This window comes from Streptomyces sp. NPDC006314 (assembly GCF_040613075.1).
GTDB lineage: Bacteria > Actinomycetota > Actinomycetes > Streptomycetales > Streptomycetaceae > Streptomyces.
The window spans coordinates 197,542-220,096 of the sequence record NZ_JBEXRL010000013.1 but is presented as its reverse complement, the minus strand read 5'-3'; the positions used below and the strand labels follow the sequence as shown (position 1 = coordinate 220,096).

The 22,555-nt window shown below is 73.0% G+C and carries 22 protein-coding genes; 7 read left to right on the top strand and 15 right to left on the bottom strand.

Annotation, left to right across the window (positions count from 1 at the left end):
- Positions 1-106 precede the first annotated feature (106 nt).
- The 4 genes from ABZ079_RS24420 to ABZ079_RS24405 all read right to left on the bottom strand — a co-directional run bounded on the left by ABZ079_RS24420 (position 107) and on the right by ABZ079_RS24405 (position 4,286).
- Positions 107-862: a dienelactone hydrolase family protein gene (locus ABZ079_RS24420; RefSeq protein WP_356941567.1), complete on the bottom strand. Its 756-nt coding sequence runs from the start codon at positions 860-862 to the stop codon at positions 107-109.
- A 132-nt stretch (positions 863-994) separates the two neighbouring features.
- Entirely contained in the window at positions 995-1,615 is a 621-nt protein-coding gene (locus tag ABZ079_RS24415; protein WP_356941566.1) for an L-threonylcarbamoyladenylate synthase, read from the bottom strand.
- 477 nt (positions 1,616-2,092) lie between these two features.
- Entirely contained in the window at positions 2,093-3,343 is a 1,251-nt protein-coding gene (locus ABZ079_RS24410; RefSeq protein WP_356941565.1) for a serine hydrolase domain-containing protein, read from the bottom strand.
- Between the two features lie 475 nt (positions 3,344-3,818).
- Positions 3,819-4,286, bottom strand: a complete 468-nt coding sequence (locus ABZ079_RS24405) for a hypothetical protein (protein ID WP_356941564.1) — start codon at positions 4,284-4,286, stop codon at positions 3,819-3,821.
- 340 nt (positions 4,287-4,626) lie between these two features.
- On the opposite strand from ABZ079_RS24405, the gene ABZ079_RS24400 reads away from it, so the two are divergent.
- Positions 4,627-5,976 carry a transaminase gene (locus tag ABZ079_RS24400; protein WP_356941563.1) on the top strand — a complete coding sequence of 450 codons (1,350 nt, stop codon included), beginning with the start codon at positions 4,627-4,629 and terminating at the stop codon, positions 5,974-5,976.
- Between the two features lie 37 nt (positions 5,977-6,013).
- Positions 6,014-6,454: an Lrp/AsnC family transcriptional regulator gene (locus ABZ079_RS24395; RefSeq protein ID WP_356941562.1), complete on the top strand. Its 441-nt coding sequence runs from the start codon at positions 6,014-6,016 to the stop codon at positions 6,452-6,454.
- 90 nt (positions 6,455-6,544) lie between these two features.
- Here the strand turns inward: ABZ079_RS24395 and ABZ079_RS24390 are convergent, their stop codons facing one another.
- Positions 6,545-7,651, bottom strand: coding sequence for a PP2C family protein-serine/threonine phosphatase (locus tag ABZ079_RS24390; RefSeq protein WP_356941561.1), 1,107 nt, complete (start codon positions 7,649-7,651; stop codon positions 6,545-6,547).
- A gap of 245 nt (positions 7,652-7,896) precedes the next feature.
- Here ABZ079_RS24390 and ABZ079_RS24385 point away from each other — a divergent pair, with 245 nt between their 5' ends.
- Positions 7,897-8,805 (top strand): GNAT family N-acetyltransferase, encoded by a 909-nt coding sequence (locus ABZ079_RS24385; RefSeq protein ID WP_356941560.1) that lies wholly within the window; start codon positions 7,897-7,899, stop codon positions 8,803-8,805.
- A gap of 176 nt (positions 8,806-8,981) precedes the next feature.
- Here the strand turns inward: ABZ079_RS24385 and ABZ079_RS24380 are convergent, their stop codons facing one another.
- The 7 genes from ABZ079_RS24380 to ABZ079_RS24350 form a co-directional block, all read right to left on the bottom strand.
- Entirely contained in the window at positions 8,982-9,869 is an 888-nt protein-coding gene (locus ABZ079_RS24380) for a Gfo/Idh/MocA family oxidoreductase (RefSeq protein WP_356941559.1), read from the bottom strand.
- Between the two features lie 35 nt (positions 9,870-9,904).
- Entirely contained in the window at positions 9,905-10,888 is a 984-nt protein-coding gene (gene tgmB, locus ABZ079_RS24375) for an ATP-grasp ribosomal peptide maturase (RefSeq protein ID WP_356941558.1), read from the bottom strand.
- Between the two features lie 17 nt (positions 10,889-10,905).
- On the bottom strand, positions 10,906-11,097 hold the full coding sequence (gene tgmA / locus ABZ079_RS24370) for a putative ATP-grasp-modified RiPP (protein ID WP_250402083.1): 192 nt from the start codon (positions 11,095-11,097) through the stop codon (positions 10,906-10,908).
- 245 nt (positions 11,098-11,342) lie between these two features.
- Positions 11,343-12,179, bottom strand: coding sequence for a fructosamine kinase family protein (locus tag ABZ079_RS24365; RefSeq protein WP_356941581.1), 837 nt, complete (start codon positions 12,177-12,179; stop codon positions 11,343-11,345).
- Positions 12,180-12,687: 508 nt separating this feature from the next.
- Positions 12,688-13,566, bottom strand: a complete 879-nt coding sequence (locus ABZ079_RS24360) for a hypothetical protein (RefSeq protein WP_356941557.1) — start codon at positions 13,564-13,566, stop codon at positions 12,688-12,690.
- Positions 13,567-13,670: 104 nt separating this feature from the next.
- Positions 13,671-14,666, bottom strand: coding sequence for a hypothetical protein (locus ABZ079_RS24355; protein ID WP_356941556.1), 996 nt, complete (start codon positions 14,664-14,666; stop codon positions 13,671-13,673).
- 241 nt (positions 14,667-14,907) lie between these two features.
- Positions 14,908-15,426 (bottom strand): hypothetical protein, encoded by a 519-nt coding sequence (locus ABZ079_RS24350; RefSeq protein ID WP_356941555.1) that lies wholly within the window; start codon positions 15,424-15,426, stop codon positions 14,908-14,910.
- Between the two features lie 349 nt (positions 15,427-15,775).
- On the opposite strand from ABZ079_RS24350, the gene ABZ079_RS24345 reads away from it, so the two are divergent.
- Entirely contained in the window at positions 15,776-16,360 is a 585-nt protein-coding gene (locus ABZ079_RS24345) for a hypothetical protein (protein WP_356941554.1), read from the top strand.
- Between the two features lie 153 nt (positions 16,361-16,513).
- Entirely contained in the window at positions 16,514-17,185 is a 672-nt protein-coding gene (locus ABZ079_RS24340) for a class F sortase (protein ID WP_356941553.1), read from the top strand.
- 15 nt (positions 17,186-17,200) lie between these two features.
- Here the strand turns inward: ABZ079_RS24340 and ABZ079_RS24335 are convergent, their stop codons facing one another.
- The 3 genes from ABZ079_RS24335 to ABZ079_RS24325 form a co-directional block, all read right to left on the bottom strand.
- The gene (locus ABZ079_RS24335; RefSeq protein WP_356941552.1) at positions 17,201-18,367 is read right to left on the bottom strand and encodes an SGNH/GDSL hydrolase family protein; all 1,167 of its coding nucleotides are present in this window, start codon (positions 18,365-18,367) and stop codon (positions 17,201-17,203) included.
- 28 nt (positions 18,368-18,395) lie between these two features.
- Complete coding sequence (locus ABZ079_RS24330) at positions 18,396-18,965, bottom strand: WHG domain-containing protein (RefSeq protein ID WP_356941551.1); 570 nt, start codon at positions 18,963-18,965, stop codon at positions 18,396-18,398.
- 423 nt (positions 18,966-19,388) lie between these two features.
- Positions 19,389-19,751 (bottom strand): helix-turn-helix domain-containing protein, encoded by a 363-nt coding sequence (locus ABZ079_RS24325; RefSeq protein ID WP_356941550.1) that lies wholly within the window; start codon positions 19,749-19,751, stop codon positions 19,389-19,391.
- 68 nt (positions 19,752-19,819) lie between these two features.
- On the opposite strand from ABZ079_RS24325, the gene ABZ079_RS24320 reads away from it, so the two are divergent.
- Together ABZ079_RS24320 and ABZ079_RS24315 are read left to right on the top strand one after the other, a co-directional pair.
- Positions 19,820-20,707, top strand: coding sequence for an NAD(P)-binding domain-containing protein (locus ABZ079_RS24320; protein ID WP_356941549.1), 888 nt, complete (start codon positions 19,820-19,822; stop codon positions 20,705-20,707).
- An 833-nt stretch (positions 20,708-21,540) separates the two neighbouring features.
- Complete coding sequence (locus ABZ079_RS24315) at positions 21,541-22,494, top strand: LysR family transcriptional regulator (protein WP_356941548.1); 954 nt, start codon at positions 21,541-21,543, stop codon at positions 22,492-22,494.
- The last annotated feature ends 61 nt before the right edge of the window (positions 22,495-22,555 follow it).

The window sequence follows — 22,555 nt, the reverse complement described above, 5'->3', positions numbered from 1 at the left end:
TCAGATTGGTGCCGGGATGCGTCCATGTCAATAAGTTGGACCGGACCGGCTTGGCGCCCCCATGCGGCGGGCGCCGTGAGCCGGTGTCGGGACCGGGGGGTCGGTGTCAGAAGGTGCGCTCGAGCAGGTCGAGTAGTGCCGACCAGTGCCGCTCGTCGGCTTCGCGGTGGTAGGCGGTCGTGTCCGCCTGCGTGTAGCCGTGGGGAGCGCCCGGGTACACCTCGCAGGTGTGCCGGACCCCGGCGGCGGACAGGGCCTCCTCGAAACGCGCGATCTGCTCCGGGGGCAGTGAGGGATCGTCGTCGGCGTGCCCGAAGTACAGCTCCGCGGTGATGTCCGGGGCCCCCAGGTGCGGGCTGCCCGGGTCGTCGGTGGCGAGCCGTCCGCCGTGGAACCCGGCCGCCGCCACGACCCGGTCGGGGTGGGCGGCCGCCGTCCACAGGGCGAGGCGGGCGCCCATGCAGTAGCCGGTCAGCGCGACCGGGCCGTCGGCCGCCAGCGGGCTGTCGGCCAGCCAGCGCAGATAGGCGCCCGCGTCCCGCTCGACCAGGTCCGGCGTCAGCGAGGACACGATCGGGCCGAGCCGTTCCCAGAGGGTCGGGTCCGCGTCCGGGTCGATGAACTCGGGCAGGTCCACGACCGGGGCCCGGCCGAGGCGGTAGAACACGTTCGGCACCAGCACCGTGTAACCGGCGCCGGCGAGCCGGTCGGCCATCGACCTCAGGTGCGGGCGCAGGCCGTAGGCGTCCTGGTGGAACAGCACGGCCGGACGGGGGCGCCCGTCTGCGGGATGGGCGAGATAGGCGTCCGCGACGCCGTCTCCCGTGGGGATGTCGATGTCGGATCCCTGCACATCGGGCATGTCGAGAGGGGCCCTCCCTCGGGGAATTGAGTGGGCGAACGGGCGCCGGGGGGCGATAGCCGGCTCGACGCCGCGGCTATGGCCCATGCTGTCACGCAAGGTCCCGATCGCCGCACCCGGTGTGCCGCGTCCTCACTCGAAGCGGCTGGTGTCTCCCGCACCCCGCCGGACGATCTCCACCCCACCGCCGGAGAAGTCCACCACCGTCGTCGGCTCCGTACCGCAGTCGCCGGAGTCGACCACCGCGTCCACCGTGTGGTCGAGCCGGTCCTTGATCTCCCAGCCCTGGGTCATCGGCTCCTCCTCGTCCGGCAGCAGCAGCGTGCTGGACAGCAGCGGCTCGCCCAGCTCTGCCAGCAGCGCCTGGGTGACCACGTGGTCGGGGATGCGCACGCCCACGGTCTTCTTCTTCGGGTGCAGCAGCTTGCGCGGCACCTCGCGGGTGGCCGGGAGGATGAAGGTGTAGCTGCCGGGCGTGGAGGCCTTCACCGCCCGGAACACGTCGTTGTCCACATGCACGAACTGTCCGAGCTGCGCGAAGTCCCGGCACATCAGCGTGAAGTGATGCCGGTCGTCGAGCCGGCGGATGGAACGGATCCGGTCCATGCCGTCCCGGCTGCCCAGGCGGCAGCCCAGCGCGTAACAGGAGTCGGTCGGATATGCGATGAGTGCTCCCGAACGCACCGCGTCGGCGACCTGGGCGACGCTGCGCGGCTGCGGGTTCTCGGGGTGCACGTCGAAGTACTTCGCCATCCGCCGAGCTTATGCCGTCGCCGGGCGTGGTGCGCGCAGGCCCGGCGTCCGGCCGTACGCACCTGGCCGGCCCGTCCTCGCGGCCCGCGGCTCATTCCGGAATCCGGTGTGTACGGCGTCGATTCCGGGGCATCGGATGTACGAGCAGCCCGGGGCCTTCCCCCCGCTCCGGGCGCGGCGTCTCCGCCGGCGGCCCCACCCCCCCCGGGCCGCCGGCGGAGCCGTGCCCCGCCCGGCCAGGGCATGGGGGTGCGCTGCGTCGGGTCACGTCCTGGGGCGTATGCCCTTCAACGCGGAGTCGAGCGGAAGGGCCCCGTGGCCGGCCGGCCGGGCGGACAGGGGCCCGGCGTCCCCGCTCCGGCAGCGGCGCCGACCGGCCATGCCCGGCCCGGAGAACTCGCACCGACCGGACTCGCCTGTGCGCCGGTGCGCCACCCCGGCCCGGCTGTGGAACCGCCGGGCCGCCGTCACCTCACCTCACCTGGCCGCCGGCGCGGCCGGCAGGTTGAAGATGTGCCGCGGGGAGACGATCTGCGTGATCGCCTGGCCGAACAGAGTGCTGGGTTCCTCGTTGTCGTGGTCGATGTCGGTGTTGAGGAGCACCACGACGGTGGTACGCGTCGCCGGGAGGTAGATGGTCAGGGACTCGTAGCCCGGCAGGGAGCCGTTGTGGCCGACCCACCCCTCTACGTTGAAGATGCCCAGCCCGTAGCCGGCGCCCGGGATCGGTGTCGCCGGGGTCATGAGCCGCTGCTTCTGCGTTTCCGGGCTGATCATGCGGTTCCCGTCGGGCAGTTCGCCGGTGGCTACGGTGCGCGCCCAGATGTGCAGGTCGTCCAGTGTCGAGATCATCGCTCCGGCCGCCCAGCCCCAGGACGGGTTCCAGCCGGCCGTTTCGGTGACCTTCCCGTCGGCCGTCTGGTCGGTGTAGCCCTGCGCGTGCGGTGTGGGGAACTCGCTGCCCGTCGGGAAGAGCGTGTCCTTCATGCCGGCCGGGTCGAGGATGTGCCGCTCGATGTAGTCGCCGAGGTGCTGACCGCTCTCCTTCTCCACCAGCAGGCCGAGCAGGATCAGGTTCGTGTTGGAGTAGTAGAACTTCTGCCCCGGCTCGAAGAGCACCGGATGCTTGAAGGCGTAGTCGAGCAACTGCTGAGGCTTGAAGGGCCGTTGGGGATCGGATGTCAGGGCCTTGAAGAAGTCGTCGTCGTCGGAGTAGTTGAACAGCCCGCTGCGCATGCCGGCCAGTTCGCGCAGCGTGATCCGGTCGCCGTTCGGGACGCCGTCGATGTACTTGCCGATCGGATCGTCCAGCCCCACCCTTCCCTGGTCCACGAGTTGCAGCAGCGCGGTCACGGTGAACGTCTTGGTCTCGCTGCCGATGCGCATACGCAGGTCCGGCGCCATCTTCCGGCCGCTCGCCTTGTCGGCGACACCGAACGAGCGGACGTAACTCTCCTGCCCCGGCGTCCAGATGCCGACGGTCACGCCGGGCACGTTCGCCTCGCGCATCACCCGCTGTACCGATGCGTCGAGCTGGCGTGCCACGTCGGGGGTGAGGGCGCGGACGTCCGGCCCCGAGGGCCCCGGGGGAGACGGGCTGGGCGACTCGGCGGCGAACGCGGCCGGTACGGAGGCCGGTACGGCCCCTGCGGCGAGCGGTGCCAGCAGCGTACCCGCCGTCACGGCGACCAGGGCCCCCCTGCGCAGGCGTGCGGTTGGATGCGGCATGGGCTGACTCCAAGCACGTGAGGCGAGACCGTGCGATGAGCGGGACGTCGGAGCCCGGACCTTCCCAGCATAGGAGCGGCCGCCGCACCGCGCCCGTCGGGCCGAGGACGCTGGACCGGCGGGCGGGACGGGCCTGCGGGATGCTTGTCCGACGGGTGGAACGCACCCGTCGGGCGAGGGCCTCAACCGGCCGGTGAGGCGGAGCGGTACCGACGGCGGGTCAGGAACCTTGCCCCGGCACGAAGCGCCTGAGCCGGATCGGCCCCCTGGATCGGACTCGCCGGGTGGATCGGACTCGCCGGGTGGATCGAACGAGCCGGCTGGATCGGATCCGGGAGCCGAACCACGCCCGGCAGGTCGCGAAGTTGGCGGGCGCAGCAGCGGACCGTCCCCGCCGAACCGGACCGGCTCTGGGCCCCCTTCCCCGGGCTCGCCGCCCGGCGGGTGCGAGCCGAGCCCGAGCGCATGGGACCGGCTACCGCCCGCACAGCGGCGCCAGGACGGCCAGGGAGCCGTTGGCCTGCCGCAGCGCTTCCTCGAGGGTGCCGGGCGAGTGCAGCGCGCCGGTGCCGTCGGGCGGCACGAGCCACTCGAGGGAGCGGGCAGGCCGGTACGGCGGCGGTACGGCGACCCAGGAGCCCCTGCCGGAGTACCGCAGGCCGGCGCCCACCCAGCCACCGGACGGGTCGGGTGGCAGGAAGAACCCCACCCGGCCCGCCGCGGTGTCCACCAGGGTCGGGCCCGGTACCGGTAGCGAGGGCCGCCACAGCAGGTCCAGGGTGAGCATTCCCAGCCGGTCGGGAACGCTGAGCAGGTCCCAGAAGCGGCCCGCCTCCAGCAGGGCGATGCCCTCCCCGTGGTCCCACTCCCATTTGCAGGCTCGTGGGTCGGCCGCCGCCGCGGCCAGCCATTCCACGCCCCGCATCCACATCGTGTTCGTCATGCACTGCTCCGGGTGTCCTCGCTGGCCTGCTCTGGGCGCAGGGAACGGCTACGACCGGGCACTTCGTGCGCCTGCACCCCAACCCGGCACCTGCATGCTCGTAGATGGTCCTACCTGGCGGAAGGGGTGGCGCGGCCTGGCGTTTGAGGCGGGACGTTCGAACTCCGCTTGCTGGTTCGTCAGCCGCAGGAGGGGGGATACGTCACCCTTCCGGTCGCCGCATGTCGCTTCGCCATCGATTCCATCGTGGTGGCAATCGATTCGTGCTTCCTACCTTGAATGAGCCGCTGATCCAGTCGTAGAGTCACGGCATCCTTCATCGCCCGCAGCGAGGTACTCCATGGACCGCACGCGTCTGCACGCCCTCCTGGCCCGCGAGAGCGCCGAGGCCGAACGCCGCAACCCGCGTTCGCGAGCGGCCTACGCGCGGGCCGACCACCTCTTCGGCCGGGTACCGATGACCTGGATGAACAAGACGGCCGGCGCCTTCCCCCGCTATCTCGCCGGGGCCCGCGGCGCCCGGGTCACGGACGTGGACGGGCACGAGTACATCGACTTCTGCCTCGGTGACACGGGGGCGATGGCCGGCCACTCGCCGGCCCCCGTCACCGAGGCGGTGCGGCGGCGGTACGCCGTACTGGGCGGGGCCACCGCCATGCTGCCCACGGAAGACGCCGAATGGGTCGGCGCCGAGCTGACCCGCCGTTTCGGCCTGGCGCGCTGGAGCTTCTCGCTCACCGCGACCGACGCCAACCGCTGGGCGATCCGGCTCGCCCGGGCCGTCACCGGCCGTCCGAAGATCCTGGTGAACAGCTACTGCTACCACGGCAGCGTGGACGAGTCGCTGATCGTCGTCGGTCCAGACGGCGCGGGCACCGCACGCCCCGGCAACGTCGGCGCGCCCTGCGACGTGACGCTGACCAGCCGGGTCGCCGAGTTCAACGACCTGGCCGGACTGGAGCGTGAGCTGGCCCACGGTGACGTCGCCGCCGTCCTCATGGAACCCGCCCTCACCAACATCGGCATCGTGCTGCCGGAGCCCGGTTACCTCGCCGGCGTCCGTGAGCTGACCAGGCGGTACGGCACGCTGCTCATCAACGACGAGACCCACACCTTCTCCGCCGGCCCCGGCGGCTGCACGGCCGGGTGGGACCTCGAACCCGATCTGCTGACCATCGGCAAGGCGATCGGCGGCGGCATCCCGGCCGGTGCCTACGGGCTCTCCGCCGAACTGGCCGAGCGGCTGCTGGCCCGCACCGACCTCGACCTGGTCGACATGGGCGGCGTCGGCGGCACCCTGGCCGGCAACGCGCTGTCGGTCGCCGCGACCCGGGCCACGCTGGAGCACGTCCTCACCGACGACGCGTTCGCCCGGATGGTCAAGCTCTCCGAGCGGTTCGAGGCCGGAGTCCGGGCCGGTATCGAGGCGCAGGGACTGCCCTGGTCCGTCAGCAGGCTCGGCGCCCGTTCCGAGTACCGTTTCACCTCCCCGGCGCCGCGTACCGGCACCGCGTCCGCGGCGGCCTCCGACGAGGAACTGGAGGACTTCCTCCACCTCTACCTCGCCAACCGGGGGATCCTGCTGACCCCGTTCCACAACATGGCGCTCATGTGCCCCGACACCACCGAGCAGGACGTCGACACCCACACCGAGGTCTTCGCCGCCGCCCTCGAAGAACTGGCCGGCTGAGCGCGGATTCCGCCGCGGACGGCACGAAAGGAAACCCGTGGACGAGATCGACCGGGCCATTCTGCGCGAGCTGCAGACCGACGGCCGTATCGCCTACGCCGACCTCGGGCCGAAGGTCGGCCTGTCCGCCTCGGCGGCCCGGCAGCGGCTGCAACGCCTGCTGGACTCCAAGGCCGTTCAGGTGGTCGGGGTCACCGACCCGATGGCCATGGGCGGGCAGGCGATGGCCCTGCTCGGTATCGGCGTGGACGGCGATCCCCGTATCGTCGCCGACGCCCTCGCCGAACGCCCCGAGGTCGTCTACGCGGTGCTGACCTCGGGCGGATTCGATCTGTTCGCCGAGGTGGTGGCCTCCGGCCCGAAGGCCCTGCTGGACTTCGTCAACGACGTGGTCCGCCCCACCGAAGGCGTCCGCGAGATCCAGTCCTTCCCGTACTTCGGCATCCACACCCACCGCTTCCTGTGGGACGTGGGCTGACGGGGCTCCGGCCGAGGGAGTCGGGAGCCACGAGGCGGGTGCCCTGTGAGGCCGGTGGGCTTCGCGCGGAGGCCGGTGGGCTTCGCGCGGTCAGGCGGCCGGCGGCCCGGGCGCCAGCACCAGCATGGTGGCGTCGTCCCGGACCTCGTAGCGCAGCCGTAGCAGATCCGTCCACACCGCACCGGGCAGTGCGGCGGAGGGCGTGCCGGTCAGGGCGGCCAGCCGCTCCGTCAGCGGATAGAAGGCGTCGGTGGCGTCCCGGGCCTCCCACACGCCGTCGGAGGCCAGGAACAGCCGGTCGTCCGGATCGAGCGCCACGGTGACCTCCTTCGGCGGATCGACGCCCACCAGCCCGAGCCCCAGCGGCGGACCGGGCGCGACGGTCATCTCCAGGGCGTACCCCCCGCGCAGCAGCACGGGCGCCGGATGCCCGCACGACACCAGCCGCACGGCACGCGCGTCGGACGGGAATTCCAGCAGCACCCCGGTGGCGAACAGCTCCGCGTGCCGCACGCCCGCCGAGTCGACCCCCAGCCTGCGGTCCATTCGCGCCGCCACCGACTCAAGGTCCGGCTGGTCCAGCGCCGCCTCCCGGAACGCGCCGAGCAGCGACACCACCGTGGCGACCGCCGACAACCCGTGCCCCTGCACGTCACCCATCACCGCCCGCACCCCGGACGGCCCCTGCCGCACGTCGAAGAAGTCGCCGCCCACCAGCGTCCCGTCCTGCGCGGCCCGGTAGAAGGCCGCGCACCCGACGCTCCCGACCCGCTCCGGCAGCGGCGGCATGACCGCCCGTTGCACGGCCTCGCCGATCGCCCGCTCCGTGTTCAGCTGGGCGTCCCGGTGGCTGCGCACATAGGACACGAACACACTCAGCGCGGCCACGAAGACGATGGTGAGCAGATCGGTGCTGCCGGGGCGGTTCAGATGGGTGGCGGGAAGATGCAGCACCACGATCACGCCCAGGCCGAGGACCGCGGTCGTCAGTGGGCCGTAGGACAGGACCGCCAGCGGCGGAATCGCCCCCAGCAGGAACCCGAGATCGCGCGCATGGGGAGTGACCAGCGTCGCCGCGGTCACCGCCGTGAGCAGCAGCACGGGCAGCACCCGGATCCACCACGGCGGCGGCGCGCCCCGCAACCAGCCGCGATCCTCCCGGCGTCCCTGCGACACCCGGCCGCGCACCGATCCCACATCCCCACGCTACGCCGCCCACCACGACCGGGCCTCCTCCCGGCCGGGCAGGGCGGGAGCCGATGAAAAAGCGGTGGACGCGCGAGCCGCGGCCCGCGTACCGTCTGACCGCACGCCCGAGACCGACGGAAGGAGGCGAGCGTCATGGCCACTGTCATCCTGCGCTCCCCCCTCCCCGTCGCCCGGGTGTGCCACGCCTGACCGGGAGCGCGCCCGCTGAACGCAAGCCGCATCCCGGAGGATCCGTGACCGATCTGGTCATCCGCACACTCGACGAGAGCAGTGCGCACCTGTTCGACACCATGCCCGACCCGCTGGGCTTCCGCGAGAAGCACCGGCAGACCCGCTATCGCGCCGACTGGCGGCGCATCGCCGTCCGCGACGGCCGCACCGTGGCCCGCGCCGCCTGGTGGGGCCGGCCCGAGGACACCGAGCCGCTCCTGATCAACTGGTTCGACGTCGCCGCGGGCGAGGAGGAAGCCGGGGCCGAGCTTCTGCGGACCGCGCCCTGGCAGCCCGACGAACTCGACCTCGACCTGCCCGCCGGCTGGCGCGACGACCCGCACCTGCGGGCGGCCGCCGACACCCGTGCCGCCGCCGCGCGCGCAGCCGGCTACGAACCGCTGGTGGAGCGCTTCCTGTACCGCTGGACCCCGGACCGCGGCCTGCCTAAGCGGCCCGGACGCCTCGTGTTCGGCGCCGAACCGGACGACGCCGTCTTCTTCGACCTCCTGCGCCGCATCCACTCCGTCACCCTGGACGCACACGCCCGCCGGGCCATCGAGCAGGGCGGGGCGGACCAGGCCGCACAGGAGGAACTCGACGTCTTCCACTGGATGCCCTCACCGCGCACCTGGTGGCAGATCGCCCGCACACCCGAGGGCGAGCCGGTCGGCATGCACATCCCCGCCCGCAATCCCTCCGGACCGTGCATCGGCTTCATCGGCGTCGTGCCCGAACAGCGCGGCCACGGCTACGCCTACGACCTGCTCGCCGAGTGCACCCATTTCCTGGCCGAACGCGGCGCCGAGTTCATCGCCGCCGCCACCGACCAGGGCAACTTCCCCATGGCCGCACACTTCACCCGGGTCGGCTACCCGGTCGTGCGAGAACGCGTCAACTACTGGAGGGACCGCGCTGACAGCGCCGGGTGACGTGCTGACGGTGCGGTGATCGCGGGGTGCACGCGCCGCTCTTCCGTACCCGGCTCCCGGGAGCCGACCGGGCGGCGGATCAGGTGCCGGGGCGCGGGCCCCGGCACCTGATCCGGCGGAAGCCCGACGGGGGCGACCGGACCGCAGGACCCTCTCGCGCCGCCGGGTGAGCAGGCCTAGTCCGCGCCGCCCGCCAACCGGGTCTCGGCCGTCGACAGGATCTCGGTGACGCGCAGGCCGAACGCGGCGTCGCAGGCGTGCGGGCGGCCCGTGCGGACGGCCGTCACCAGAGCGTCGGTGGCACGGGTGAGCGCCGGGACCGCTCCCTCGGAGCTTCCCGGCAGCGACGACACTCCCGCCTCACCCCGGAGTTCCACATCGGCCCCGGCCGCCGCGGGCGGGGCCGTCAGGCTCAGCGTGAGGGTGCTCGACGCGCCGGTGGCATGGTCGAGGACCAGGTGGACGGTGTCCGCGGGGCCGTGCGCGGCCGCGACGACCTGCCGTACGTCACCGAGTACCGGCAGCAGCACCGACAGGGCGTGCGGGCCGACGTCCCACAGCGCTCCCTTCTCCCGCCGCCACGGCGACGCCGCGAACGGACTGTCGGTCGTGAACACCGCCCCCAGCCACTGCGCCCGCGCCGTGAACCAGCCGGACACGGCGGCCTGTTCCTCGATCCAGGCATCCGGCTCCTTCTGGAAGCGGGCGGTGAAGAAGACCACCGAGGCCACCCCGGCCCGCTCCACCGCCTGCGCCACGGCCCGCCCCTCGGCGACCGACACCGCCAGCGGCTTGTCGAGCAGCAGATGACGGCCCGCCCGCGCCGCGCGCACCGCCAACTCAGCCTGCACGGACGGCGGAAGGGCCACCGCAACCGCGTCCACGTCGGCCAGCAGCGCGTCCACGTCGGCATAGGCGGCGACGTCGTACTGTTCCGCCAGCTCGGTGGCCGCCTCCGGCCGGCGCCCCCACACTCCTGCGAACTGCACCCCGGTGTGCCCGGCGAGGGCGGGAGCGTACGCCGCCCGCGCCCACGGGCCCGTTCCCAGCAGTCCGATGCGCATGTCGCGTTCCCTTCTCCGAGCCGTTCCCCGCACCCTCAAGATGCTGGGCTCCGATCGCCCTCCGCACACGTGCGGCCCGAATCCCCCCATCCGGCGAGCCACTGGGCGATGGTGGCGGCGATCGGCTGTCCGGTGTCCATCTCGACGAACCCGAACTGGCCGGACTGGTTGCACTCCAGGAACCACCAGATCCCGTCGGCGTCCTCCGCGAAGTCGAAGGCTCCGTAGGTCAGTTCGGCGTCACGCAGATAGCGCAGCACGCTCTCGGCGATCCGCGGGGGCACGTCCGCGGGCAGCCAGGGGGAGACCGACGGGGCGAAGCGGACGTCCACGTCGTCCGGATGGGCGTCCGGATCGGCGGGCTTGCGCGCGGCCAGCAGCGTGTCGCCGACGGCGGTGAGGCGGATGTCGGCCCGTTTGGCGACACGCCGCTGCAACAGCGTCGGGCCGAAGGCGACCGCCGCGAAGTCGGTGTCCGGGGCGACCCGGCTGGTCGGCACCGCGCGCGGCGGCTCCTGCGGATGCGCGCCGGAGACCGGCTTGACCACCAGGTCCGGGAACCGCGCCGCGAACTCCCGTGCCGCCTGCGGGAACGTCGTGATCAGCGTGGCCGGCACCGGCAGCCCGCTGCGCTGGGCGAGGTCTAGTTGCCAGGGCTTGTGGCGGGCGCGGCGGGCGGCGTCCGGATGGTTCATCCAGCGCGCGTCGGTGGCGCGCAGCATGCCGTACAGCGCCTGCGACGACTCCTCCGTCAGCCAGGCGGACGGCTGGGCTGCGCGGGCGGCCGCGTCGCCGGGCCTGCGCACCCAGATGGAGCGCAGGCCGTTCATGCTCACCAGGCGCCCGCCGACGGACAGATGCCCGCGGCAGGCGCCCCGCACGTACTCGCCCGACAGCGCCACCCCGTTGGTGAGATCGGCGGGATCGAGCCGGACGACGGGCACTCCGGCCTCGCCCAGCCGGAGGACCACCATGTCCGCCGTCACGTCCTCTTCACTGGTCAGGATGAGCACGGTCATCTTCCGAGGCCCGCGGTTCAGTCGTCGAAGTGCGTCTTGGAACCGGCGGTCGACGTCGTCGTCCCCAGTGCTCTCAAGGTCGCGTGGTCGGTGGCGGCGATCCGCCCGTCCGGGAGAACGTTCAACTGCAGTCCGGAGTCGTACGCATACGGAGTGGCGACGTCCAACTGCACAGCCGGGCGCGCGTAGTTGAGCGTGAACGGTTGCATGGTCTCTCCCTGATTCGGCTTTCACGTCCTTATACGAATCGAACGGGTGAATGGTTTCCTTACGCTGCGTGACCATGGCTCGGAAGAGGTGCGCGCCGGTGCGGCATCCGAGGAAGGCCGCGGGGTCGCCGACGCACCGGATCACCCGGGACGCGGCATTCCTCGGCGCACCGCGGTCGGCGGCCGACCGCCACCGGGGCGGTGACGGAGTGTCGGATATCACAGTCGACGACACCACCGCCGGATCACCTCGCGAGCGCGTCCCGCGCCACCGCCAGGGCCTGGTCCGCGTACCCGCGCCCGAACAGCACCGCGTGGACCAGGAGCGGGAAGAGCTGATGCACCCCGACCCGGTCCCGCCAGCCGTCGGCCAGGGGCACCGCCTCCTCGTACCCGGCGAGCACCCGGTCCAGGTGCGGGCAGCCGAACAGCTGGAGCATGGCCAGGTCGGTCTCCCGGTGTCCGCCGTGCGCGGCCGGGTCGATGAGCCGGACCTCGCCGTCGGCACCCCACAGCACGTTCCCGTTCCACAGGTCGCCGTGCAGCCTGGCGGGCCGCTCGGCGGGCCCCGCCAGCTCCGGCAGCCGTTCGCAGACCCGCGCGAACACGGCCGCCTCGGCCGGGCGGAGCGTGCCGCGGTCGGCGGCGCCGCGCACATAGGGCAGTACGCGGTGCTCCGCGTACCAGCCGGGCCAGTCGGTCCCCGGCGCATTGCGCATCGGGGCGAGGCCGATGTACGCGTCCTCCGGGCCGCCGGGCGGTGGGGCCCCGAAGTGAGGTGCGCCGGCGGCGTGCAGCGCGGCGAGCGCCTGGCCGAAACGCAGCGCCGCCTCGGGGCCGGGACTCCCGGTCGGCACCCGCTCGGTCACCATCCAGCGCTCGTCGTGACCGAGCACCGCCGGCACCGCGACCGCCTTCGCCGCGGCCAGCCAGCGCAGACCGGCCACCTCGGCGCGTACGGCCCCGGGAGCGTCGCCACGCTTGACCATCACCGGCGTCCCGCCGTCCAGCATCACTTCGGCGGGCCACCCGGACGCCGCCCGGGTACCGGTGACCGGGCGTCCGGTGAGCCGGGACGCCACCTGTCCTGGATCCTCGTCTCGGTTGACCACGGTCCAAGCGTACGACCGGCAACAGGGGCCTCCCGTCAGGTGGTTCACCCACTGCCACGACTGTTTTCGGTCAAACCCAGGGAGTCGCTGCCCGTGCGCGGCACAGCGTCCGTGCTGCTGGCCGAGGTCGTCGGAGTCCAGCCGGAAACTGCGCACCGGTGTGCCGCACCGGCTTCAGGAATCCCATGCCGGAGCGGCTGCCGGTGACCTGGTAGCCCGCAGCCCTTCTCGGTACGGCGTCCCCGGCCCGGCATCCCGGGCGGGCCGCCGGCGGACGCGGTGTCAGCGGCCGATGGGGTATGTCCTCAGGGGCGGCCGGCCGGTTGCCGGGCGGCAGGCGATGCTGTCAGCGGCCGGCGGGGTGCGGGCCCGGGGCCGGCTCGATCGGATCGCCGGGTGGCAGGCGATGATCTCAGCGGCCCGCGGGGTACGGCCGCCGGGTCAGTCCCACGGGGTTGCCGGGGGGCAGGCGATGATCTCAGCGGCCCGCGGGGTACGGCCGCCGGGTCAGTCCCACGGGGTTGCCGGGGGGCAGCAGTCCCGCGCCCTCGACGGTGCGGGCCAGCGGTTCCAGCAGCTCGGCCAGGCGGGTGGTGCGGTCGGCGCCGAGCGCTCGCCACGGCCCTTCGGCCGCCGCGTCGGTCAGCGCCTCCACCTCCGCACGCAGGGCCGCCCCGGCCGGGGTGAGCGCCCCGTCCGCCGTGAGCCGGCCGCGCTCACGCAGCCGTGACTCGGCCGCCGCCCAGTCCGCCTGCTCCCATTTGCGCGTCTCCCGCAGAAACGACCCGTCGGACTCGCCGGCCGCCGCCTTGAGCACCATGGCGTCGACCGGCCCGAGCCCCTGGCTCACCAGCACCGCGACATGCCCGTCCCCCCGGTGCTCGCGAAGGGTCGTGAGGGCCTGCCACAGACGCGCGGCGGGCCGCTCCGGGCGCTCCAGCACCTGGTTGGCGGCGGCCAGCACCCGGCCCGTGGTGTCCGCGGCCGCCGCGGCCTGCCATGCGAGGTCCGCGGCCTCGGCGAACTCGGCCGAGCCGACGACGTCCGGTCCGAACAGACCCGTCATCGCCGCGTCCATGGCCTCGCGGCGCGCCGCCAGTACCTCCGCCGGAGTCGCGTACCCCCAGGCGTCCGGCAGTGCCCGGGCCACCCGGGCGGGGTGGAAGACGTAGAAAGAGCTGGTCACCACGGACGGGGAGACAGCGCCGAGCGGCGCGGCGCGCAGCGCGAAGTACCCCATCCAGAAGCCGCGCAACCCCAGCGTGTCCGCCGCCCGATGCGCCTCCGGGGCGAAGTACACGAGATCGTGCACCGGCTCGTACCGCTCCCACAACGCCCGCGCCATCCCGTGCGCCACCGCTTCCTCCCACCGACCAGGCCTGCCGTGCTGTCGGCACCAGCCTGCGTTATGACGGCGGTCATAACAAGGGGTGTGAGGAGATTCCGATGCGGTGTCCGGGCCTACCGGGGGAGCGCCTGGACGCGGCCGATGGCGTTGCCGAACAGTTCGGTGAACCACACCGCGCGGTCGGGGCCCGGTGTGACGCGGAAGGGGCCCTTGTCGGCGCCGCCCGGGACCGGGAAGGTGGTGACCTTGCCGTCCGGGGAGATCCTGCCGACGCGGCCGGCCTGGTCGGCGTACCAGACCAGGCCGTCGGGCCCGCGTGTGATGCCGCTCGGGAGGCTGTCCGGATCGGGCAGCGTGAACCGGGTGACGCGACCGCTGTAGGCGACCCGGTCGACCGAGTGCGCACCGGACGGGGTGAGCCACATGCCGCCCGGCCCGGCGGCGATGTCGTCGGGGAAGTCGGAGTCACCGGGCAGCGGGAACTCGGTGATCCTGCCGGAGGTGCTGATCCGCCCGACCTTGCGGCTGCTCAGTTCGGTGAACCACAGGGCGCCGTCCGCGCCCGCCGCGATGGAGTACGGGTGGGCGTTCGACGTGGGCAGCGGATACTCCGAGAACCGGCCCGAGGTCGTGATGCGGCCGATCCTGTTGCCGTTCGACTCCGTGAACCACACCGCCCGGTCCGGGCCGAGCGCGATCCCGGCCGGGCCGCTGGCGGCCGTCGGGATCGGGAACTCGGTGAGCCGGCCGGACGGGGTGATGCGGCCGATCCTCCCGGCGGTGGCCTCGGTGAACCACAGAGCCCCGTCGGGTCCCTGGGTGATCCCGATCGGACCGGTGTCCGGGCCGGTCGGGAAGTCGGTGACGGTGCCGTCGACCGCCACCCGGCCGATCCGCCCCACGCCGTTCTCCGCGAACCACAGGGCGTGGTCCGGACCGGAGGTGATGCCGGCGGGGATACTGTCGGCCGCGGTGGTGATCGGATACTCCGTCGTGTCCCCCACGTCGGCACGGGCCGGTCCGGCCACGGCGGTCATGGCGATCAGGGCGCCGACGGACGCCGTGAGCAGTCGGCGGCCACCTCGTCTCAGCGGGGTGGTCTCGGGCATGGGGCGGCTCCCTCCCGGCGAGCGGTCCGCTGGGCGACGCCGGAATCTGATGGAGTGTGGGATCCAGGCTAGGGCTGCCCGCATCGTCGTACGACTCGACCGCCCCGGAAGGGCTACGCCGGCTCCGCCGGGTGGCAGGGTCAGGCCGAGGCCCGTACCCGCTCCACAGCCGGACCGGGTGCGCGCCGCCCGGGTTCCCGGCGTTGTGCCCGGTTCACCGCGGGCGGCGCGAGGAGGCCCGTCACGGCGAACAGGACGCCCACGACGTACCAGCCCGGCCGCCCCAGGTGATGCGCAGCGCGATCAGCAGCCCCGGGCCGAACGCCTCGGCGAGGCCGGCGCCCAGCCCGAACACCCCGAGGTACTGGCCCGTGGCGTGGTCCGGGGCGAGCGCGAACGACACCTCGAACCCGGCGGCCGCGTGCCACAACTCGCCGCCGTAATGCCGGATGAGCGGACTGCGCGCGGCCACCCCCGCCCCCTTCGCCCCCAGCGCCACCGACACCACGAGCACGAACGACCAGAAGCCGTGCGCCAGCGTGAAGGCGGCCGTCGCCAGCGCCTGCACTCCCAGCGTGCCCGCGTAGACACCCCGCGCCCCACGCCGGTCCGCGAGATGACCGCCGGCGATGCCCAGTGCCAGCGCGACGCACCCGGCGATGCCGAGCCCGAGACCGACCTTGCCGGCGGGCAGGTCCACCGCCTCGGTGAAGTACAGCACTCCCGCGGTCAGATACAGCCCGCTGCCGATGGTGAACACGAGGTTCGAGAGGGCGAGGACACGCTGCGGACCGGTGTCGGTACAAGGCGAGGCATGGCGGAGCTCCGCATCCCGAGAAGGGGAGGTAAGGGATGCAATAGCCTCCTGATTATTACTTGCACAAGCAAGTCATTGCAGCAGCCTCGAAGGACGGCCCCGTGCACCCGCTGGTACGCCCGGACGAGGGGGCGCAGGGCGGGCGCGCTGGGTCAGATGGGTGGTGCGGTGCCCCGGCTGGGTGGCTCGAATGGTGGGAGGCGTGGCCCTCACTGACGGTGGTTCATGTCGAGGCCGGGTCTTTCCAGCTGATGAGGTATCCGCTGCCCGGCCACGTCGGAAGGACATCACTATGCGTTCTGCACGCATGCTTCTGGCCACGGCGGCCGCCACCGCTGCCCTCGCCGTCACCACGCCGGGCGCCGCGTTCGCCTCCCACGGCGGCGACGACGGAGGCCGTGACGACTCGTCCTACAGCCGGGACCACGACTCCGACGGCGACCACGACAAGGGCTCCGGCAGGGACCACGACAAGGACTACGGCAAGGAGCACGACGACGACGGCGGACGCGACGAGCCGCGCGGCGGAATGCACACGGGTGGCGGAGCACTCGCCACGGTGCTGCGGGGCGACGACTGGGGCTCGGGCTCCGGTCACGACGACGGCTACAAGGAGAAGGGACACGACAGCGGCCGTGGCAAGGACGAGTGGGGCGACGACGAGGAGAAGGAGAAGGAGAAGGGGCACGACAGCGGCCGTGGCAAGGACGAGTGGGGCGACGACCAGGAGAAGGAGAAGCCGCACGGTGGCATGCACACCGGTGGCGGCGCGCTCGCCACTCCCGGTGTCACCGCGGGCGGACTGGCCGTGCTCGCCGTAGGCGCCACCGGCATGTACGCACTGCGCCGGAAGAAGGCCGCCGCGCCGGCGTCCTGACGGGGCGGCACGTTCCAGGGGCTGCGGGCGCCGTCGGCGCGTCCACCGTGTCGGCGGCCCGCGCCACCTGCGAGACGCCCAGGACGCCGGTTCCGGCGCCCTGCCCCCCGTCCCGATCCCCGGTGCTGCCGTGCCCGAGTGAGGTGATGTCCGATGGCAGCAGATCCGTCCTCCCCGACCCCCGCCGAACCGGCACCGGCCGAGCCGGATTCCGGCCGCGGTGGGCGGCTGGCGCTGTGGGGCGTGGCGCTCGCCGTCCTCGCCGTCAGCATGTTCGGCGGCCACCACGGGTCCGGTGACGCGTCGGGCGCGTCCCACGCCTCGAGGGCGACCGCCGCCGCACAGACCGAGCCGCAGCAGGTCGGCAAGGCGCTGCCCCGCTCCGCACCGACCCGCCTGCTCATCCCCAAGATCTCGGTGGACGCGCCGTTCACGTCCCTGGCGATCGGGCCCTCGGGCCAGCTCCAGCCCCCGCCGGCGGGCGACACCAATCTCGTCGGCTGGTACGCCAAAGGCGCCTCGCCCGGTGAGCAGGGCACCTCGATCATCGCCGGGCACGTCGACACGACGACCTCCGCCGCCGTCTTCGCCGGCCTGGAAGCACTCGAGCGCGGCGACAGGTTCTCCGTGAAGCGGGCCGACGGGCGGACGGCGGAGTTCGTGGTGGACAGCGCCGAGTCCTTCGCCAAGGACGACTTCCCCAGCAAGCGGGTGTACGCCGACACGACGCGCCCGGAGGTCCGGCTGATCACCTGCGCCGGGGATTACGACCACTCGGTGCGGGACTACACCGAGAACCTGGTGGTCTTCGCCCACCTGGTGTGATCCGTCGCGTACGGCTCAGGCCGCGCGGTCGGCGAAGGGGCCGCCCGCGGCGAAGGCCAGCGCCGCGAACCGTTCGCCGATCCGGCGGTGCGCGGCGGCGTCCGGGTGCAGGTCGTCGGGCAGCGGCAGCTCGCCGAAGTCGGCCTCGCCGTACAGCTCACGGCCGTCGAGGTAGTGCAGGCGCGGGTCGTCGGCGGCCCGCTCGCGCACGATCCGGCACAGCTCCTCCCGGATGACACCCAGGGTGAGTTTCCCGGCCGCCTTGTCCGCCGGGTCGCCAGCGGCCCGGAACCGCAACCGCCCCTCGCTCAGGGCGGCGAGGTCCGGGAGGGTGGGACCCGGAGTGTCCTCGTGGAGGGGGCACAGGATCGGTGAGACGACGAGCAGCGGGGTGTCGGGATGCCCCTCGCGGACGGTGTCGAGGAAGCCGTGGACGGCGGGGCCGAAGGCGCGCAGCCGCATCAGGTCGGTGTTGACCAGGTTGATGCCCGGCTTGACGCTGATCAGGTCGGCGGGGGTGTCGCGCAACGCGCGAGCGGTGAACGGGTCGAGCAGGGCGCCGCCGCTCAGCCCCAGGTTGATCAGCTCCACCCCGCCGAGGGACGCGGCGCGCGCCGGCCAGGTGGTGGTGGGGCTTGCCGCGTCGGAGCCGTGGCTGATGGAACTTCCGTGGTGCAGCCACACCTTGAGGCCCCGGTCCGGTACGGGCTCCACGGGTGCGTCGGTGCGCAGCGCGACGAGTTCGGTCGTCTCGTTGTGCGGCAGCCAGATCTCCACGTCCTTGGCGGCGTCGGGCAGGCCGGTGAAGCGCAGGGTGCCGACCGGGCCGGGCCGGTGCTCGGCGGCACCGGTGGTCATGTCGATCGTGAGGGTGTTGCCGCCGGTGACCGTGGCGCTGCCGGCCGGGCGTCCGTCCACGAGCAGCTCGTAGAGGCCGTCCGGGCGGGGTGGTGCGCCCACGTAGACCCGCTTGGTCGGCAGGGTGTCCAGTTCCACGGCGGTCGCGCGGGTGCGGAAGGCCAGTCGTACTCCGGAGGGCTGGGACTCGGCCAGGGCCAGCTGCGGGTCGGCGCACTGGGCGCGGGCCCGTGCGGGCAGCCGGTGCGGCAGCAGGCCGTGGGCGGTGCGTTCCAGGTCGAGGGCGCCGCGGATCAGCTCAGGGGTGAGGGGCGTGGTGTGCATGGTGGGCCGTGTCTCCGGGGGAGTGGTGTCAGGGGCCGGGCCAGTTGCGCAGCAGGGCGTCGAGGGCGTCCAGGATCCGGGTCCACGACTCCTGCGAGTCGGGGGCGCTGTGGCCGAACCCGCCGGCCGTCTCCAGGCTCACGTAGCCGTGGAAGACGCTGCCGAGGAGGCGGACCGCATGGGTCTCGTCCGGCTCGGACAGGTCGTAGCCGCGCAGGATCGCCCGGGTCATCTGCGCGTGCCGGCCGCCCGCGCTCGCTGCCGCCATCCCAGGGTCCAGCGGGTGGCGGGCCGCCGCATAGCGGCCGGGGTGCTCGCGAGCGTAGTCGCGGTAGACGTTCGCGAAGGCGCTGAGGGCGTCCTTGCCGGCCCGCCCTGCGAGCGCGTCGGCGGCGCGGTCGGCCAGCTCCTCCAGGGCGAGCAGCGCGATCCGCGTCTTCAGGTCCCGGGAGCTCTTCAGGTGCGAGTAAAGACTCGCGACCTTGACGTCGAACCGCCGGGCCAGCGCCGACACCGTCACCTGGTCGAACCCGACCTCGTCCGCCAGCTCGGCACCCGCACGGACCAGGCGTTCCGTGGTCAGGCCTGCGCGGCCCATAAGCACCCTCCCATCGGCCGTAAGGGATTATGGCAGTTCCTAAAGCCTTTAGGCAAACGACGAACTTCTGTAGCCAGGCAAGTGCGCTGCGCCGTGCGACCAGCAGGGCGACCGCCCGCTGGAACACCCCGTCGAAGTCCAGCCCGGCGGCCCGCGAGCGCGCGAGGCCCGGCTCGCCGAGCAGGGCGTGCCCGTACGGTGCCTGGTCGTCGCGGACGGCTCGGCGGCCTGGTGGCGCCATGTGCCCGCGCGGGAACCGTCAGCGGCGCCTTGCCCTCTCCGCATGGCTCGTCCGGCGGTGCCGGGCTCTCCCGGATACCCACTTTTTTGTGGGTACTTGGCAGTGATCGGTTGGCCGGGAGAGGCTGTTCCACGAGGTCAGGGGCTGCCGGAAACGGGACGGGAGGTGACGGTGAGCGTGTCTCAGGATGCCGCTTCGCGTGCCGCCCCGCGCTCGCGGAGCTGTTCCAGACGGCGGTGGCCCCAGTCGGACAGGGGGCCCAGGGCATCGGCGAGGTCGCGGCCGAAGTCGGTCAGTGAGTACACGGTCTTCGGCGGCAGCACATCGTGCACCTCCCGGTGGACCAAGCCGTCCTCCTCCATCTCACGCAGCGCCTGAGTCAGCACCTTCTCGCTCAGCCCCGGCAGCCGACGGCGCAGTGCGCCGGGCCGGTGCGCGCCGGACTCCAGCACCCACAGCAGGGATGTCTTCCACTTGCCGTCGATCACGGCGATCGCGGCGGTCACTCCGCAGACGTCGGGGTCCAGGGCACGGCTGCGCGTCATCGGCGACCTCTTCGCTTCTCCACCGGCCGTTCGGCCGCTTTTTCCTTCACACGTACGGGAGTTCAAACATGTCCACATCCGCGAATCTTCCTGCCGTCACGGTGCTCGGCCTCGGTCCGATGGGCCGCTCGCTCGCAGGCGCCTTCCTGAAGGCGGGGCTGCGGACCACCGTCTGGAACCGCACACCCGGAAAGGACGGTGAGCTGATCGCGCAGGGAGCGGCCGGCGCCGGATCGGCCGGGGAAGCCGTCGCCGCGGGTGACGTGGTCGTCGTCTGCGTGGTGAACTACGACGCCGCCGACGCCGTACTGCGGCCGGACCCCGTCGCCCGGGCGCTGAAGGGCCGTACCATCGTGAACCTGACCGCCGACACCCCGGACCGCGCCCGCACCACGGCGGACTGGGCGGCCACGCACGGCGTCGGCTACCTGGACGGCGCGATCATGACACCGGCCCCCAGCATCGGCACACCAAAAACCGTCTTCCTGCACAGCGGACCCAAGGCCCTGTACGAGGAGTGCCGGTCCGTGCTGGAGGCGCTGGGTGGGACGCACACCCACCTGGGTGAGGAGATCGGGCGGGCCGCCACGTTCGACATCGCCCTGCTCGACATCTTCTGGACCGCGATGGGGGGCTACGCGCACGCCGTGGCGGTCGCCCGGGCCGAGGGTGTCACCGCCCGGGAACTGGCACCTTTCGCCCAGGGCATCGGCGCGATCCTGCCGCCGTTCTTCGCTGAGTTCGCGGAGGACGCCGACAGCGGCAGCTACTCCGGGGAGATCAACCCCATCACCTCGGCCGCCTCGACCATGGCCCATGTCGTCGCCGTCTCCGAGGCCCACGGTATCGACGCGGGAGTGATGCGGGCGGTGGAGGGCATGGCCCGCCGGGTCATCGGTCTCGGGCACGGCACGGACGGCTTCCTCCGCGTCGCGGAGGTGCTGGGCCGCCACTGACAGCGGCAGCCGGCTTGCCGGGCCGTCCTGAGGAGGGCGGCCGGGCTCGGCGGTCCGTTTCTGCGGGGGCGGCCGGATCCACCGGGCCCTCTCTGAGGGGGCAACCGGACTTGTCCACTGAGGGGGCTGAACTCGTCGTGCCGCCCTTCAGGAAAGCAGTCGGCTCGTCGGGCGGCTACTGAGGGGGGCGGCCGGGTTTGCCGGATCGTCATTGAGGGGGCCTGCGGATTGCTGGGCAGTCGCCGAGGAAGGCAGCCGGCTTGCCGGGCCGTCATCGAGGGCCGGCAGCTGAGCTTGCCGCCCCCCGGCACGGCACCGGTGCCCGCCCTGCGGCACTCCCTCACCCCCCCCGCGGCACTCCCTCACCGCCCTGCGGCATCCCTCACCCCCCCCCCGCGGCACTCCCTCACCGCCCTGCGGCATCCCTCACCCCCCCCGCGGCACTCCCTCACTGCCCTGCTGCGCCTCCCTCACCGCACCGCGGCCGTCGGCAGTGCCTCCCCGGTCGGCGCCCAGGACGTCGGGTCCAGTGCGCCGCGCCGGTTCCCGGGCGACCCGTATCCCGCGCCCGTTCGACTCGGCGTACCGGCGTACCGGCGTACCGGCGCACCCGCACCCGCGTAACGGCGCACCCGCGTACCGGCGCCCGGACGCAGGGTGGGCACAGCGTGTACGCGCAGGACGGCGCACCCGCGACTTGTGCGTACGAGGGCACAATGGAACGCTTCGGTCCGCCGGCCGCGACCTCGGCCGGCGGTGGCTGTGAGCACCGGTTCCACGAGTGGCGCGCGCTCTCGGGCGACCGGCCGTGGGACGAAACGGGGAGTGGACGGATGGAGCTGGAGCTTCGGCACCTGCGGGTGCTGTGCGCGATCGCCGACGCGGGCAGCGTGGGCCGCGCCGCCGCGCAGCTCGGGTATTCGCAGCCGGCCGTCAGCACCCAGCTGCGGCGCATCGAGAGCCACCTGGGCGAGCCGCTCTTCGAACGGGGCACGAGCGGGGTGCGCCCGACCCGCTACGGCGCCGAGGTGGTCGCCCAGGCCCGCGACGTCCTGGCCCGAGCCGATGCCATCGGCCACCGCCCGGCGGCCGAGCGGCCCCACCGTAGCCTGCGCGTGGCCGCGACCAACTCGCCCATGCTCTCCGGCACGGTCTCCCGCGTCCGCACCCGGCTGCCGGAACTGTCCCTCGCGGTGACCAGCGTCTACGCCTCCTCGCGGATCGTGGAACTCCTGGAGGAGGGCGCGGCGGACATCGCCATCGCCGCCGACTACCCGGGCATGGAGCTGCGCCACTCGAGCGCCGTGCGGCACCGGGGCATCGTCACCGAGCCGACGTTCGTCGCCCTGCCCTCCCGGCACCGGCTCCGGCAGTGCGCCCAGGTACAGCTCGCGGATCTGGCCGAGGACGCGTGGTTCGTGACCCCGGACGACGGCGCGGGCTGGCCCGGGGTGTTCTACGACGCCTGCAAGACGGCCGGGTTCACCCCGGTCACCGTTCATGAGTTCCTCGGCGACCAGACCCAGCTGCAGAGCATGATCGCCGACGGCCTCGGCGTGTCGCTCGTGCAGCCGACGCTGCGGCCGATTCCGCACGTCGTCGTCAAGCCCCTGGCCGGCTCCCCGCTGTGGTGCCGTTATGTGCTGGCATGGCGCCCCGAGACCGTCACCGACGACGTGGTGGAGACGGTGTTCCAGTCCGCCACCGCCGCGTACCGCGATCTCGTCGCCCAGGCTCCGCACCTGCGGACCTGGGCCTCGCGGACCTGGAGCGTCGCCGGGGCGTAGGGCCACGCCGAAGGCGGACCGCGATGTTATGAGCGGTGTGTGTCATGTGCTATGTCACACA